The 14594-nt window shown below is 73.0% G+C and carries 16 protein-coding genes; 6 read left to right on the top strand and 10 right to left on the bottom strand.

Annotation, left to right across the window (positions count from 1 at the left end):
* The first annotated feature begins 384 nt into the window (after nucleotides 1-384).
* Complete coding sequence (locus ACIF6L_RS07480; RefSeq protein WP_396486913.1) at nucleotides 385-567, top strand: hypothetical protein; 183 nt, start codon at nucleotides 385-387, stop codon at nucleotides 565-567.
* A 465-nt stretch (nucleotides 568-1032) separates the two neighbouring features.
* On the opposite strand, the gene ACIF6L_RS07475 is transcribed toward ACIF6L_RS07480, so the two are convergent.
* Nucleotides 1033-2250 (bottom strand): cytochrome P450, encoded by a 1218-nt coding sequence (locus ACIF6L_RS07475; protein ID WP_396486914.1) that lies wholly within the window; start codon nucleotides 2248-2250, stop codon nucleotides 1033-1035.
* 143 nt (nucleotides 2251-2393) lie between these two features.
* Here ACIF6L_RS07475 and ACIF6L_RS07470 point away from each other — a divergent pair, with 143 nt between their 5' ends.
* On the top strand, nucleotides 2394-2750 hold the full coding sequence (locus ACIF6L_RS07470; protein ID WP_329487354.1) for an ArsC/Spx/MgsR family protein: 357 nt from the start codon (nucleotides 2394-2396) through the stop codon (nucleotides 2748-2750).
* Nucleotides 2751-2796: 46 nt separating this feature from the next.
* On the opposite strand, the gene ACIF6L_RS07465 is transcribed toward ACIF6L_RS07470, so the two are convergent.
* Nucleotides 2797-3267: a pyridoxamine 5'-phosphate oxidase family protein gene (locus tag ACIF6L_RS07465; protein WP_396486915.1), complete on the bottom strand. Its 471-nt coding sequence runs from the start codon at nucleotides 3265-3267 to the stop codon at nucleotides 2797-2799.
* An 84-nt stretch (nucleotides 3268-3351) separates the two neighbouring features.
* On the opposite strand from ACIF6L_RS07465, the gene ACIF6L_RS07460 reads away from it, so the two are divergent.
* On the top strand, nucleotides 3352-3903 hold the full coding sequence (locus ACIF6L_RS07460) for a DUF1697 domain-containing protein (RefSeq protein WP_329487356.1): 552 nt from the start codon (nucleotides 3352-3354) through the stop codon (nucleotides 3901-3903).
* Nucleotides 3904-4031: 128 nt separating this feature from the next.
* Nucleotides 4032-4577, top strand: a complete 546-nt coding sequence (locus tag ACIF6L_RS07455) for a DUF1707 and FHA domain-containing protein (protein WP_329487357.1) — start codon at nucleotides 4032-4034, stop codon at nucleotides 4575-4577.
* Nucleotides 4578-4609: 32 nt separating this feature from the next.
* Here the strand turns inward: ACIF6L_RS07455 and ACIF6L_RS07450 are convergent, their stop codons facing one another.
* Nucleotides 4610-5572 (bottom strand): DUF1152 domain-containing protein, encoded by a 963-nt coding sequence (locus tag ACIF6L_RS07450; RefSeq protein WP_352286979.1) that lies wholly within the window; start codon nucleotides 5570-5572, stop codon nucleotides 4610-4612.
* 63 nt (nucleotides 5573-5635) lie between these two features.
* Between ACIF6L_RS07450 and ACIF6L_RS07445 the strand changes: the two genes are divergently transcribed.
* Nucleotides 5636-6229: a DUF6891 domain-containing protein gene (locus ACIF6L_RS07445; protein WP_396486916.1), complete on the top strand. Its 594-nt coding sequence runs from the start codon at nucleotides 5636-5638 to the stop codon at nucleotides 6227-6229.
* A 109-nt stretch (nucleotides 6230-6338) separates the two neighbouring features.
* On the opposite strand, the gene ACIF6L_RS07440 is transcribed toward ACIF6L_RS07445, so the two are convergent.
* From ACIF6L_RS07440 to ACIF6L_RS07430, 3 genes are all read right to left on the bottom strand, one after another.
* A complete protein-coding gene (locus ACIF6L_RS07440) occupies nucleotides 6339-6725 on the bottom strand; it encodes a hypothetical protein (RefSeq protein ID WP_396486917.1) in 387 nt (128 codons plus the stop codon).
* Between the two features lie 250 nt (nucleotides 6726-6975).
* Nucleotides 6976-7731: a hemerythrin domain-containing protein gene (locus tag ACIF6L_RS07435; RefSeq protein ID WP_396486918.1), complete on the bottom strand. Its 756-nt coding sequence runs from the start codon at nucleotides 7729-7731 to the stop codon at nucleotides 6976-6978.
* A 333-nt stretch (nucleotides 7732-8064) separates the two neighbouring features.
* The gene (locus tag ACIF6L_RS07430; RefSeq protein WP_359802742.1) at nucleotides 8065-9132 is read right to left on the bottom strand and encodes an alpha/beta hydrolase-fold protein; all 1068 of its coding nucleotides are present in this window, start codon (nucleotides 9130-9132) and stop codon (nucleotides 8065-8067) included.
* 433 nt (nucleotides 9133-9565) lie between these two features.
* Here ACIF6L_RS07430 and ACIF6L_RS07425 point away from each other — a divergent pair, with 433 nt between their 5' ends.
* A complete protein-coding gene (locus tag ACIF6L_RS07425) occupies nucleotides 9566-10327 on the top strand; it encodes an SDR family oxidoreductase (protein ID WP_396486919.1) in 762 nt (253 codons plus the stop codon).
* A gap of 49 nt (nucleotides 10328-10376) precedes the next feature.
* On the opposite strand, the gene ACIF6L_RS07420 is transcribed toward ACIF6L_RS07425, so the two are convergent.
* The 4 genes from ACIF6L_RS07420 to ACIF6L_RS07405 all read right to left on the bottom strand — a co-directional run bounded on the left by ACIF6L_RS07420 (nucleotide 10377) and on the right by ACIF6L_RS07405 (nucleotide 14486).
* Entirely contained in the window at nucleotides 10377-10598 is a 222-nt protein-coding gene (locus tag ACIF6L_RS07420; RefSeq protein WP_329487364.1) for a hypothetical protein, read from the bottom strand.
* Nucleotides 10599-10765: 167 nt separating this feature from the next.
* A complete protein-coding gene (locus ACIF6L_RS07415) occupies nucleotides 10766-12550 on the bottom strand; it encodes a carbohydrate-binding module family 20 domain-containing protein (protein WP_396486920.1) in 1785 nt (594 codons plus the stop codon).
* Between the two features lie 278 nt (nucleotides 12551-12828).
* Nucleotides 12829-13167, bottom strand: a complete 339-nt coding sequence (locus ACIF6L_RS07410) for a P-II family nitrogen regulator (protein ID WP_329487365.1) — start codon at nucleotides 13165-13167, stop codon at nucleotides 12829-12831.
* Nucleotides 13164-14486, bottom strand: a complete 1323-nt coding sequence (locus ACIF6L_RS07405; protein WP_396486921.1) for an ammonium transporter — start codon at nucleotides 14484-14486, stop codon at nucleotides 13164-13166. Before ACIF6L_RS07405 ends, ACIF6L_RS07410 begins: the two co-directional genes overlap by 4 nt.
* Between the last annotated feature and the right edge of the window lie 108 nt (nucleotides 14487-14594).

Here is a 14594-nt window from a genome sequence, read left to right as displayed (position 1 = left end):
CACCCTCGAGGCGTCTTCACCGCCAAGGACGCGGCGGCCACTGCCAAGGAGGTCGCGGGGATCCAGCGGAACCGCTGGCCCCGCGAACTCACGCCTGAACTCAGGTTCAATGTGACTCGCCTTGGCCCCGACCACTTCCGGCTGAGCGTCGCCCTCGACGGGCCGGTCGGGTTGGACCGTCTGGACACGGGTGACCCTCACGCTGCTGAACGACCGGGGCCACTCGGCCGGGCCGGCCCTGACCGACGGGCAGCGCGCGAAGCTGCCGAACGTCATTTGGAAGCCTGTCCGCTTCAGCCCTGGTATCGGCCTAGTCACCGAGCCGGGCCGCGAGGCCGTCCTAAAGGGTGGTCTGGAACGAGGCGGCCACTTCGTACCCCGGCAGTGGAGCAGTCCCGGCCGCCGAGCTGGTACCAGGACCGCATCGCGGACTGGGCGGAGGACTACTACGACGAGGCGCCGGTGGTCCGACTGCGGGCGGTGTACAGACTGGAGGGCCATCGTCATTGGATCGTCGTCGCCGAGATCCAGAGCGGTTTGAGCCCCGAGCTTGAACTCTTCATCTGAGCCGCAGCCATGGCGAGCGGCCGCTTCACAGCAGGCTGGCGCCGCCGCGATGCTTCGCCAGGCGGCAGCACCGGCGCCCAGCCGCTCCGCCCTTCAAACGCCTCCGCCTCTCACCCCTGTCCGAGTAGGCGACCGCGCGCCGACCTGCGAGGTATCGCGACCGATCTGGACGCCTTGTACGAAGTTCGCTAGCCCTACGTAGCACCCCACAGCGACCAACTGGCGCGACCTCATCATCACCACCTGGCGCCTTTCGGCGCCTCGCGTCCGTTGAGGCCGCCGCGCGTGCACTGGTTGTGAAATGATCTCCTAGGGGCTCCATGTTTCCGCAGGTCGGAGACATGTTCGAGCTGTACTACGACCTGTAGAAGGCCCTCGCCGCACGGCCGTTCGGCCTCGCACCATGCCCTGGGGGTCAGCGTTTCGCTGGCCCCCAGGGCACGGTGCGTTCCGGGCTCGGCGGGGTCAGCGGATGGTGACGGGGAGGGTGTCGAAGCCGCGGAGGACGAGGCGGTCGCGGCGGGTGGGGACGCCTCCGGGGGCGAGTCGCTGGAAGCGGTCGAGGAGCGCCGGCACGGCGAGCTCGGCCTCCAGCCGGGCCAGCTGGGAGCCGAGGCAGAAGTGCGCGCCGCCGCCGAAGCTGAGCGGCTGGCTGTCCGTCCGGGTGGGGTCGAAGAGTTCCGGGCGGTGGTAGCGGGCCGGGTCGTGGTTGGCCGCGGCCAGCAGGACCAGCACCACCGTGCCGGGCGGCGTCGGCACACCGGCCACGTCGAGCCCGGCGGCCAGCGCGATCCGGGTGGTGAGCTGGACCGGCGAGTCGTGGCGCAGCACCTCGTCGGTGAACCGCGCCGGGGCGAGCGCGCCGGTGCGCAGCCCCGCCATCGCGCGCGGATGCCGGAAGAGCAGCGAGAGCCCGTTGCCGAGCAGGTTGGTGGTGGTCTCGAAGCCGGCCACCAGCAGCAGCACCAGGTTGGCCAGCAGCTCGCGGCCGGAGATCCGCTCCGGGGCGTCGACGGCGATCCGGGCGAGGTCGCTGACCAGGTCGCCCTGGGGACGGGCCAGGCGCTCGGCGGCGAGCGCGGTGAAGTAACCGGACAGCTCGTCGGCGGCGGCGTCGGCGACGGCCAGCTCGGCGAGGTCCTGGACCAGCTCCAGGGCGACGGTCAGGTCTCCCGCGAGGGCGCGGAACCGGTAGCGGTCCGGCTCCGGGACGCCAAGGAGTTCGCAGATGACCTCGACCGGCAGCCGGAACGCGAAGGCGTCCATGAAGTCGACCGGCGAGCCGTCCGCGCCCTGCTCCGCCATCGCGTCCACCAGCCGGCCGACCGCGGCCTCGACGGCCGGCCGCAGCGCCGCCACCCGGCGGGCGTTGAAGGCCGAGGCGATCAGCGAGCGGACCCGGGCGTGGTCGGGCGCGTTGCGCTGCAGGATCGAGCGGCCGAGCAGGGTCACCGACGAGTGCCGGGCCACCTCGGCGTTCGCCTCCGCCAGCAGCTCGATGTCCTCCAACCCGAAGCCGGGGTCACGCAGCACCCGGTTGGCCGCGGCGTGGCCGGCCACCAGGACCGTGCCGGGCCCGGCGGGCACGGCGGGGCCTAGCTCGTGCAGCCGCGCGTACAGCGGGTACGGGTCCGCCATGCCCCTGTCGGCCGTCAGCCGCTCGATGATCGACGCGCCGTCCACCCGGTGCTCCCCTCCCGCGGTCCGCTGCCGAGACCGCGTTCCCGGGGCCTCGCTGCCGGTTCGTAAACCGCCGGTGGACGCACGGTAGTTCCCGGGAGCCCGGGTTCACCCGGCCGGGGACCGGCAGTCGGTACCCTGGCGGCATGGAGATCTGGATCAACCCCCGCTGCGGGAAGTGCCGCACGGCACTCGGCGCACTGGAAGCCGCCGGCGCCAAGTACACCGTGCGGCGCTACCTGGAGGACCCGCCGACCGCCGCGGAGCTGGAGCAGGTCCTGGAGCGGCTGTCGCTGGAGCCGTGGGACATCACCCGGCTCGACGAGCAGGCGGCCCAGGACCTGGGCATGAAGCGCTGGACCAGGGAGCCGGAGGACCGGGCGCGCTGGATCGCGGCGATGGCCGAGCACCCGATCCTGATCCAGCGCCCGATCATCACCGCGGAGGACGGCCACGCCGTCGTGGCCCGCACGCCGGAGGTCCTCAAGTCGGTCCTGCCGTAGGGCCCGCGAGCGGACGGTGCCGCCGCGACCGGGCGGCCGGCACCGGTCAGTGCCGCTCGATCCGCCGCACCGGCTCTCCCGGCCGCCAGGACGTGATCCACAGGTGGTCGTCGCCTACGGTGGTGTGCACCGCCTGCTCCAGCTCCAGCCGGAAGGCCTGGAACGGGCCGGGCGGCGGCTCCGGCAGGTCAGCCGCGTAGGCGGCCAGCTCGGTCTCGTCGGTGATCTCGACGGCCCGGCCGGAGAGCTTGGAGTCACCGCCCGCCAGGGTCTCGTCGCTCGGGGTGCTGTGCAGCGCGAAGCGGGGATCGCGCTGGAGGTCGCGCGCCTTCCGCGCGCCCCACATCGACCCGAGCGTCAGGTCCGCCCCGAGGAAGTCCACCTCGATGCCGCTCACCCGGGGCGAGCCGTCCGCGCGCAGCGTCGCCAGGACGTGGTGCTTGTTCGCCTCGAAACGGGCCCGCACGGCGAGGGCCAGCTCCGGTGCCTCGCGCTCGAAATCCTGCCAGGTAGCCATGGCCTCCAGTCTGGCACCGGGAACCGACCGTGCCTGGGAGGCGCTGTCGAAGGCGCTGTCGGTGCCCGGTGCCAGACTGGACGGGTGACCACCACGACCACGTACATCGCGTTCCTGCGGGCCCTCAACGTCGGTGGCCGGACGGTGAAGATGGAGCGGCTGCGCGCCCTCTTCGCCGAGCTGGGCCTCGACGACGTGCGGTCGTACATCCAGAGCGGCAACGTCTTCTTCCGCACCGCGGAGCCGGACCGGGCCGCGCTCACCCGGCGCATCGAGGAGCACCTGGCCGAGGCGCTCGGCTACCCCGTCCCGACGATGCTGCGCACCGTGGACGAGGTGGCGGCGCTGCTCGACGCCGAGCCGTTCGCGGGCATCGAGGCCACCCCGGAGATCCGTCTGGTGGTCAACTTCCTCTCCGAGCCGCTGCCGGCGGACTTCCCGGTCCCCTACACCTCGCCCAAGGGCGACTACGAGGTGATCGGCGCCGACGCCGGTGCCGCGTACGTGGTGATCCACCTGCGGGACGGCAAGTGGCGCACCGGCAGCAAGCTCTTCGGCGCGTCCTACCGGGGCTCGGCCACGGCCCGCTTCCTGCACACCACCGTCAAGATCCTGGCCGCCGCCAGGAAGGCCTGACCCCGGGCCGGCGGCCGGCCGGGTGGACGGCCGGGCGGACGGACCGGCGGACGGACCGGCGGCCGCCGGGCCGACCGGCGCGCCCGGCAATCTGGACAGGCACGGGCGGGTGACCCGACAATCGGGCCATGACGTCTCCTGAGATCCGGACGCACGTGGTCCGGCCGTCCGAGGCCGAGCGCGACCAGGCGCTCGGGGTGCTGCGGGAGGGCGCGGGCAGCGGCCGGCTGTCCCACGACACCTTCCTCGGCCGGATGGAACTCGTCCTGCACGCCGGCAGTCGGGCCGAGCTCGACCGGGCGATGGCCGACCTGCCGACCGGCAATCCGTTCGGCCGCTTCGTCCTGCGGACGGTGGGTCAGCTCTCCGCCTTCGGCGTGCGGTTGCGCGGGGCCTGGCGGATCGAGCGGCTGCCCGGACTGAGCCTGCCGCACCCCGCCGCACGGCAGTTGACGATCGGCCGGGTGCCGGGCTCGGGGCTGCGGCTGCACGACGCCTCGGTGTCGCGCCACCACGCCGAACTGCGGCGGGAGGGCGAGGACTGGGTGCTGTACGACCTCGGCTCGACCAACGGCACGCACGTGAACGGGCTGCGGGTCGCGGGCGGCGTCCGCGTCCGCCCGGGCGACCAGGTCCGGTTCGGGAACCTGGAGTTCCGGCTCGCCTCGGGCTGAACGGGCGCCGGGGCCCGGCGCACCCGCCGCCGTCAGTGCGGGAACTGCCGGGGCGGGCGCCGAACCGGCAGGGTGTCGCGGAACTCCTCGATCACGCTGCTGATCTGGCGGGTCAGCACGGTCCGCTCGATCAGGTGCAGGTAGCGGTGCTCGGCGGCCAGGGCCTCGACGGTGACGCCGAAGTACAGCGTCATCAGGGGATTGACGAAGAGCGGGCTGCCCTTGGTGCGGTCGGTGAACCGGACGTCGCCGAACTCGCCGCGCAGGGCGGCCGCCACCGAACCGTTGACGATGCTCGGGTACTCGGGGAACGCGGCCCTCGCGTACTCGACGGCGTCCAGGTAGAGCGCGCCCTCCCGGCTGTCGCGCGGGATCGAGAACGCCCCGAGGTAGCCGCCGGCCCGCTCCAGCGCGGCGAGGTTCTCCAGCACCAGCGCGTGGTTGACGCCGTGGAAGGCGTCGATGCCGAAACCCAGGCAGGCGACCAGGCGTTCGGGGACCTCCGTCAGCCCGGCGACCGCGCCGAGGCTGGCCATGTCCTCCTCCGGCGTGCCCAGGCCGGCCTCGTCGCCGCGCATCAGGATGTCGGTGCCGCCGTCGACCAACAGCACGGCGTCGACGGCGAGATGGGCGGTGAGCGCCCGGTAGGCGTCGCGCAGCGGCCGCACCCCGACCTTCGGGAACGCCCACACCGTGTCGGGCATGCCCTGCCGGTGCAGCCAGCGGGCCAGCGTCCGCTCGGGGAAGTAGCCGTCGGGGGCCGCGGTGTCGGGGCGGATCCGGGCGACGTCGGGCTCCAGCCAGACCTCGGCGGGGAGGCCGTGGAGGTGGCTGAAGGAGAGGTTGGCCAGGTGCACCTCCTTGCCGGCCGCGCGCAGCGCGAGTGCCAGCGGCAGGCCCGCGTACACGTCGAATCCACCGCCGGCGCCGGCGATCAGGATGCGGTCGGCCGCCAGCAGACGGGTGATCAGAGGCGGTTCGAGAAGGGAGGGCACCGGCGGACGGTAGCACCGGGGGCGGCCGGCGGGACTGTCGGTGGTCGGTGCGAGGATGCGGGCATGAACCAGGAGACCGAGCTCAGCTTCGAGGTACGGCGCGAGGCGGAGGAGCGTGCCCGCGAGTTGATCCGCTGCGGGTTCCAGGAGCCGGACGAGATAGCCGAGTCCCTGGTCGACGAGTTCGAGGACCAGGGGCTGGAGCCGGAGGACGCCGAGGAGATCGTCGCCCCGCTCTGGCAGGAGCGGCTGGCCGAGCAGGCTTCGTGGCCGGAGACCACGGACGTGGACCGGCTGGAGGAGGCCTTCGACGCGCTGGAGGAGCAGGGCATCGTCGCGGCGATGGACTTCACCTGCTGTGCGAACTGCGGCTATGCGGAGATCGGCGGCGAGGCGGACGAGGATTCGCGCGGCTTCGTCTTCTTCCATCAGCAGGACACCGAGGGGGCGGCCGCCGGGCGTGGACTGATGCTGCGCTACGGCGGGTTCCGGGCCGACGGCGGGAGCGCCGAGCCGGCGGAGCTCAGGACGGTGGAGATCGGCCGCGCGGTGGTCGCGGCGCTGGAGGCGGCCGGCCTGCCGGTGGAGTGGGACGGCTCGCCGGAGAAGGCGATCTGGGTGACTCCGCTGACCTGGCTCAACCGCCTGCCCGAGTAGCGGGCCACGGTCGCGGCTCGGTACCGGCCCGCGGCGGCACCCGGCCGATGGCGGCGACGGGCGACTGCGGCACCCGGTGCGTGGCGGCGACGTTCGACCGCGGCGACGGTCAGCGGCTGACGTGGAGTTCGGCGTCGTGGTCGTGGGCGTTGGCGTCGCGCAGGGTGATCTTGGCCGTGCCGATGGCGGTCTCGGCACCCTCGGCGACGGTCCTGGTGTCGTCCCCGAGTCTCACCTCGGCCGCACTGTCCGTGATGTGACTGACAATCAGTTCGACGGTCCGGTCGCCGCCGAAGACCTCGACGGTGTGGGTGGAGTCGCCGCCGGCGGTACGGACGACGACGTCGCAGCTGTTGTCGCTGGTGCAGAGCGCGGCGCCGCCCTCGCAGGCGGTCGGCCCGGCACCGAGCAGCAGCACGGCGGCCGCCGCGAACAGGGTCGGGCGGCCCGGTACGGGCCGGCGCGCGGGGCGCGCGGTGGTGGTCGCTGTGGTCATGGTTCCGACGGTAGGCGGCGGCCCGGGCCCCGCCATCGGCCCCCGGCGGTACCCTCCCCCTGGCCGCCCCCGGACTGTCCGGACCATCCCGCCCCCTACGGCACCGGGGTCAATCCCTTAGGGGGCACGGGGAGTTGAGACGCCCAGCGCGCCCGACGCGGACCCGGCGCCGATCATCGCACCCCGTCGCGACATAGGCGCCCGGCATATGCCACGCGCGTAGATCGAGGGCCCGCGAACGGCCCGCCGCTCACTCGGCGGAGCCGTCCAGGGCCTCCGCCGGGCCCCAGAGCAGGCCGGTGCAGCGCTGGTAGGTCGCGTGCCAGTGCGGCCAGTTGCGCGCCACATCGTCGCCGCACTGGGCCAGCAGGGACTCGACCACCGCCGGCTCGACGCCGTCCAGCAGCCAGGCGAGCGCGTCGGCGGTACCGGGGCCGTCGGCGGAACGCAGCAGGTCCAGCAGCTCCGGCAGGCTTCCCACCCGCGAGGACCGCGCGAAGACCCGCTCCATCCGCGGCAGCAGTTGGCGCTCCTCGATCCGCAGGTGGGTCTCCAGCCGGGCCGCCAGGTCGTCCATGGCGTAGGCGACCGGCCAGGTGCTGCCCGCGTCCCGGCTGGCGATCCGGACCAGGGTGGTGACCCGGGTGAAGGAGTGGTCCAGGTTGTGGTGGTCGCTCTCCAGCCAGTTGAGCAGCAGGCGCAGCTCGGGCGCGAAGCGGCGGACCAACGGCCAGACCCGGATGTCCTGCTGCTCGTGGTGGCAGGTCAGCATCGCGGTGACGAAGGTCCAGTGCCGCAGGAGCGCCTCGCCCTTCTCGTCCTCGCCGGGCTGGAGCAGCCGCAGGGCGTTGGGCAGTCGGGCGAGGTCGCGACGGAGGGCCTTGTGCACCAGCCGCAGCCCGGCGAACCGGATGGCTTGCGGCTCCTCGTCGGCGGCCCGCTGACACTGGGAGCCCGCCTGGGCGGGCACGGAGGGGGACGCTAGGGACAGCAGACGGCTCGGCATGGCACTCTCTTCACGACTTGGCACGGCGGGCTTGCACGGCATGGCACGACCGGTCCTCCCGGACCGGTTCCGTGGCTGGCGGCACTGGCGGAATGCGGTCCCACCACAGTGGCCGTAGTCGATCAGAGGCGAATCAATGTCCGATTGACGCGCAGGTCAGCGGCCTGCCGCGGACTTGGCGGCAGCCGTCCGCGCCGTCGGCGACGGGCGCGCCGACGGGGACGAAGACGGAGGCGGGGACGAAGACGGAGGCGGGGCCCCGACCCGGCGTCCGGCGGCCCGCGCCGGGGCGGCGCCACCGGACGCGTCCACGGCGGCGCCGCCCCGGCCGGGTCAGTCGCTCTGCGGCCCCGCGAGGTTCCTGGTCAGCCACTGCAGCGTGTCCGGAATCATCTTCTTGAAGTCGCTGGTGAGGTGCTTGCCGCCGGCCTGCTCGTAGTACTCGACCGAGAGCGGCGGTGCGGCCTTGGCGACCCACGCCTTGACCAGCTTCATCTCGAACGGGTTGGCGCCGCCCGCGGTGGCGAGCAGCTTCACTTCGGCCTTGCCCTGGGTGACCAGCAGATCGGGGCTGTTGGCCTGCCGCTCCGCCTCGTGGCCCTTCCAGAGCGGCGAGTCCGGGTTGAAGTAGCCGTCGATCGGGACGGCGGCCTTGAACTTGTCCGGGTGCTGCAGCGCCAGCTTGGCACTGCAGAACGCACCCGTGGAGGCACCCATCAGGCCCCAGCCGTCGCGGCCCTTCACCGTCCGGAAGTTGGCGCGGACGAAGTCCGGGATGTCCTCGGCCATCCAGGTGCCCATCTTGGGCTGGCCCGGGATGTCGGCGCACTCCAGGGCCTTGGCCTCGTTGGAGTCGAGGTTCTGCACCGGCATGATCATGATGAACGGGTGCGCCTTGCCGGCCTTCGCCAGATCGGCGTCGATCTCCTGGATCGGCAGCTGGTTGTCGGTCCAGGTGTTGTATCCCGCGCTCTGGCCGCCCGCGTAGAGGGTGAGCACGGGGAAGCCAGTCCGGGCGTACTTCGGGTCGTTGTACTGGGGCGGCAGCCAGACCCAGACCTTGCCGGAGACGCCCGACTTGGGCCCGTTCAAAGTGGTCATCAGGATCTGTCCGGCCGCGGTGTCCCGGGCCTTGCCGAAGCTCGCCTCCGGGCCGGTGGGCATGAGGACCTTGCCGGCCGGGTTCGGGGCCGTCGTCGTCGGGGTGCCGGGGGCGGCCGTCGGGCTGCCGGGTGCGGGGGTGCCGCTCGCCGTACCGGCGCCGCCCTTGGCGCTGCTCGCCTTGGCGGCGTCCCCCTTGCCGCCGGCATCCGTACTGCCGCACGCCGCCAGCGAGGCGGCCAGGGCGAAGGCGGCGGCGCCGGTCAGGGCGGCACGGACACGGGTGGACTGCGGCTGCACGGTGAGGACTCTCCGACCGATGTCACGCCCGGCCCCTCGGGAGCCGGCCGGCGGCCCCCGGGTGGGGCCGGACAGACCCGGGGTGCGACGTCACGCCGGTCCCCGGGGCGGCGGCGCGCCGCCCCTCGCGGGAGCGCGCCGTCCTGCGATCTTATGACGTGGACCCGGGCGGCCCGGTTGCGCTGCGGCCTGCGCCGATTCAAGGTTTGTCCCCGATCGGGTCAAGCCCCGCAGGCGCCCCCGCCATCCGGCGGGTGGCCCGCCCCGCCGGGTGGCGGGGGCGCCTGCGGGGCCCCCACAACCGACGGCGCGCCGGACGGGAGGGGGGCCGGACTTTGGGACCTTCCACCAGTGACTCGGGGCGGCGGATCGGGAACGATCGCACCTGCCGTCGACCGACGGGCCGCCCGAAGACCCTCCGAGGAGTACCGCCATGCCACAGCAGATCGCCGTCGTCACCGGAGCCGGCAGCGGGGTGGGGCGCGCCGTGGCCGTGGAGCTGGCCGCCGCCGGGTGGCTGCCCGTGCTCGCCGGACGGCGGGAGGAGCCGCTGCGCGGGACGGCCGAACTCTGCGCGGCGGCCGGACCGGGCGGCGGGGCGGCCGTCGTGGTGCCGACCGACGTCACCGACCCGGCGGCGGTGGACGCGCTCTTCACGGCGGCCGCCGAGCCGTTCGGCCGGGTCGACCTGCTGTTCAACAACGCCGGGACGTTCGGCGCGCCCGCCGCGGTGGACGAGCTGGACATCGCCGAATGGCGGGCGGTGGTCGACCTCAACCTGACCGGCGCCTTCCTCTGCGCCCGGGCCGCGTTCCGGCGGATGAAGGCCCAGGACCCGCGGGGCGGCCGGATCATCAACAACGGCTCGATCTCCGCGCACGTGCCGAGACCGCACTCGATCGCGTACACCGCGACGAAGCACGCCGTCACCGGGCTGACCAAGTCGCTGTCGCTGGACGGGCGTCCGTACCGGATCGCCTGCGGGCAGATCGACATCGGCAACGCGGCGACCGAGATGACGGCGGCGATGAGCACCGGCGTGCGGCAGGCGGACGGGCGGATCGCGGTGGAGCCGACCATGGACGTCGCGGACGTGGCCCGCACGGTGCGGCACATGGCGGAGCTGCCGCTGGAGGCCAATGTGCAGTTCGCCACGGTGATGGCGACCGCGATGCCGTACATCGGACGCGGCTGACCCGGGCCGCGGGGGCACCCGGCCGACGCGGACCGCGGGGCACCCGGCGCTACTCGTCGTGGGAGTGGCGGTAGCGCCGTCGGCCGCCGGTCTCGTCCAGCCGGTAGACGCTGGTGGTCGGCCAGTACTCGCCGGCCTCCGCGGCGGGCAGTTCGGCCCGCAGCACCATCCGCAGCGAGGGCGGCGGAGCCGCGGCGTGGACCCGCTTGCGGTGACCGTCCCAGCGGCCGCCGCACAGTTCGACGTCCAGGACGGCGGGGGTGGTTCTCATCCCGTGATGCTGACAGCGTTCACCCGTACCGGGGCGGCGAAGCGGCGGGATCCACTCGCCCGGGGTAGTTGCCGGGCGGCGCGCTGACGGCCGCCCGGGGAGGGTGGCACGCTGACGGCCGCCGCCCTCCCCGACGCAGGGCGGAGGGTGGCGGCCGTCGGCGCGGGTCAGCCGCGCCAGGTGTCGTTCAGGACCAGGCCGCCGGAGGCCGGCACCGTCGCCGTGCGGTTGGCGCCGGACTCCCAGGTCACGGCCCCGGAGGCGTCCTTGCGGACGTACTTGTACTCGAAGGACGTGCCCGCCGGCATCGTGACGTCCAGCTTCCAGACCGGGTACGCGGCCGAGGAGAGCGGCAGCGCCCGGGCCGGGTCCCAGCCTCCGAGCGCGGCCGTGCCGCCGACCACGAAGATGTTCTGCCCGGGCACGGTGGTCGCGTTGACCGCGAAGGAGGCGCCGCCGCTCACCGGCGTCCCGCCGCCGGAACCGCCGGAACCGCTGGAACCGCCCGAGCTGCCCGCGCCGCCGGGAGCGCCCACGTACAGCGCCACCGCGTCGCCCGCGCCGACGGTCGCGGTGAAGCGGCCGTCCGAGCCGACGGTGTAGGACGGGCCGCCGCAGCCGCCCGCCGCCGGGTCGCCGTGCTGGACGTCGCAGTAGGAGCCGGCCGGCAGCGAGGTCTGGAAGGTCTGGGTGACCGGCCCGCTCTCGCGGTTGATCGCCACGAAGCCCTTGCCGCCGCGCCCGAAGGCGATCGCGTTGTTGCCGTTGGACCACCAGTTGGTGATCCCGGTGCCCGCCACCGCGTTGCGGAAGCCCACCATGTTGGCGACCTGCCGCCAGGCGTGGGTGCAGTTCCAGCCGTCGCTGTAGCAGGCGTTGACGGTGCCGCCGTTGGGCGGGCCGTCGTCGTGGCCGGAGAAGGCGTAGCCGGAGTAGACGTTGGGCGAGCCGTAGGGGTCGGCCAGCATGAAGACGTTGGCCAGGGTGTAGGCGGAGCCGTCCTTGTAGGTCAGCGTGGAGCCGTTGCGCTCGGTGTCCCAGTTGTCGACGAAGGTCCGGGCCTTGTCGCCCGGCAGCAGACCGGAGCCCCAGGAGGCGAGGTCGGCGATCCGGCCGCCCTGGAAGGCGCTCTTCAGCCAGGTGCCGGAGCGGAACTCGTCGACGTCGCCGGTGCCGGTGTACTCGGTGGGCTGGATCGGCTCGCCCGCGCCGTAGATGACCTCCTGCACCCAGTACGCGTTGGGGTTGACGGTCTTCGCCTTGATCGCGGCGAGGTCGGCGGCGGCGATGTGCTTGGCCGCGTCGATCCGGTAGCCGTCGACGCCGAGCGAGGCCAGGTCGTTCAGGTAGCCGGCGATGGTCTGCTGGACGTAGGAGCTGCCGGTGTTCAGGTCGGAGAGGTTGACCAGTTCGCAGTTCTGCACGTTCGAGCGGTCGGCGTAGTTGCTGATCGCGGTGCGGCAGGAGTGGAAGTCCTGGTCCTGGTAGTACCCGGGGTAGGTGTACTTGGTGTAGTTGGTACCACCGGTGCCGGTCCCGGAGCCGGCCGCCATGTGGTTGACCACCGAGTCGGCGATCACCTTGACGCCCGCCGCGTGGCAGGTGTCGATCATGCTCTTGAAGGACGCCCGGTCGCCGAGGCGCCCGGCTATCCGGTAGCTCACCGGCTGGTAGGACGTCCACCACTGGCCGCCCTGGATGTGTTCCTGGGGCGGCGAGACCTCGACGAAGCCGTAGCCCTTCGGACCGAGGGTGTCGGTGCAGGCCTTGGCGACGGAGTCGAAGCGCCACTCGAAGAGGGTGGCCGTGACGTCCTTGCCGTTGCCGGGTGGGGCGGCCTGGGCGGTGGGGGCCGCGCCGAAGGCGGCGGTGAGCGAGAGCGCGAGCGCCGCGGAGGCGGCGAGCGCGCCGGCCGTCCGGGCAGGCCGGCGGACGGGGGCGGTGGTGACCACGATGTCTCCTGGGGGCTGGGGTGGGGCAGCCTGGGGTACCGCGCATGAAAGGTTGCTGAAACTTGCAGGAAACTTTCAGCGCTGAACCTAAGGTCACTCTGAGAGCCCGTCAAGGCCTTGGGAACAACGTTTCCGCAGCCCCGGAAACCTCGTATACGACCTTCCACTCGTCGCGCGGCGCGGCGATGCCCCCGCGCGGTCTCGCACGGGGGCATCGCCGTAGTGTCTCCAGGGCAGCTCAGGGCCGCTCAGCGCCGCTCAGGACGGCGGGGCGGGCCTCAGACGGCGTCCGGCCCGCGCTCGCCGGTGCGGACCCGGACGACGGTCTCCACCGGCACCGCCCAGACCTTGCCGTCGCCGATCTTCCCGGTCCGGGCGGCCCGGACGATCTCCTCGATCACCTGGTCCGCGTCGGCGTCCTCGACCACCACCTCGATCCGGGCCTTGGGGACCAGGTCGATCCGGTACTCGGCACCCCGGTAGACCTCGGTGTGCCCGTGCTGGCGCCCGTACCCGCTGGCCTCGGTGACGGTCAGTCCGTGCACCCCGATGGCCTGCAGGGCGTTCTTGACCTCGTCCAGCTTGAACGGCTTGACGATCGCGGTGATCAGCTTCATGCGGAGGGGGTCCTGTCGGAGGAGTGCGTGAGCACGGTGGTGGCATGGGCGGTCGTACCGTGGCCCAGGACGCCGTGATCGTACGCGGTCTCGGCGTGCACGGCGAGGTCCAGGCCGGTGAGTTCGTGCTCCTCGTCGGCACGGAAGCCCATCACCCGGTCGACCGCCCGCCCGATCCCGTACGTCATGGCGAACGCGTAGACGGCGACGGCGGCCACCGCGGCCAGCTGCTTGCCGAGTTGGCCGAGGCCGCCGCCGTGCAGCAGCCCGACCGGGCCGCCGGTCATCGCGGCGCTGGCGAAGAGGCCGATCAGCGCGGTGCCGATGACCCCGGCGACGAAGTGCACACCCACCACGTCCAGCGAGTCGTCGAAGCCGAAGCGGAACTTCCAGCTGACCGCGTACGAGCAGACCACGCCCGCCGCCAGCCCGATCACCAGCGCACCGAGCAGGTCGACGCTCCCGCAGGAGGGGGTGATGGCGACCAGGCCGGCCACAGCGCCGGAAGCGGCGCCCAGGGTGGTGGCGTGGCCGTCCCGGCGCTTCTCGACCAGCAGCCAGCCGAGCAGCCCGGTGCAGCCGGCCGCCTGGGTGTTGAGCAGCGCGGACGCGGCCAGGCCGTTGGCGCCCAGCGCCGAGCCCGCGTTGAAGCCGAACCAGCCGAACCAGAGCAGGCCCGCGCCGAGCAGCACCAGGGGCAGGTTGTGCGGGCGCATCGCCTCCTTGCGGAAGCCGATCCGGGGGCCGAGCAGCAGGGCCAGGGCCAGTCCGCTGGCCCCGCAGTTGACCTCGACCACCGTGCCGCCGGCGAAGTCGAGCGCGCCGAGCTTCGACAGGATCCACCCGCCGGGCGCGAACACCCAGTGCGCCACCGGGACGTAGACCAGCAGCGTCCAGACCGCGGTGAAGGCGACCCAGGAACCGAACCGCGCGCGGTCCGCGATGGCGCCGCTGATCAGCGCGGCGGTGATGATCGCGAAGGTCAGCTGGAAGGTGGCGAACAGCACGGTGGGGACGTGGCCGGTGAGCGAGGAGGGGGTGATTCCAGCCATCCCGAGGTGGTCCAGGCCGCCGATCAGCCCCCAGCCGTCGACGTCCGGGCCGAACGCGAGCGAGTAGCCGGCCAGCAGCCAGACCACGGTGACCACGGCGATGGAGACGAAGCTCATCATGATCATGTTGAGCACGCTCTTGGTGCGGACCATGCCACCGTAGAACAGCGCCAGGCCGGGGGTCATCAGCAGGACGAGTGCGGTACTGGCCAGCAGCCAGGCGGTGTCTCCGGTGTCGAGGCCGGGCGACGGGTCAGCCAGGAACATAGGGGCGTGCCTTCCCACGGGCCCGCGCCAGGGAGGAGCGCGGGTCGGTTGGGAGAGTGTCGCGAGGGCGGATTTCTGGTTGCGGACGGACACGTTTCGCCCGTGTTT

Source organism: Kitasatospora sp. NPDC086009, assembly GCF_044540385.1.
Classification (GTDB): Bacteria; Actinomycetota; Actinomycetes; order Streptomycetales; family Streptomycetaceae; genus Kitasatospora.
The sequence above is the reverse complement of the archived record's forward strand: the minus strand, read 5'-3'. Positions and strand labels throughout refer to the sequence as shown.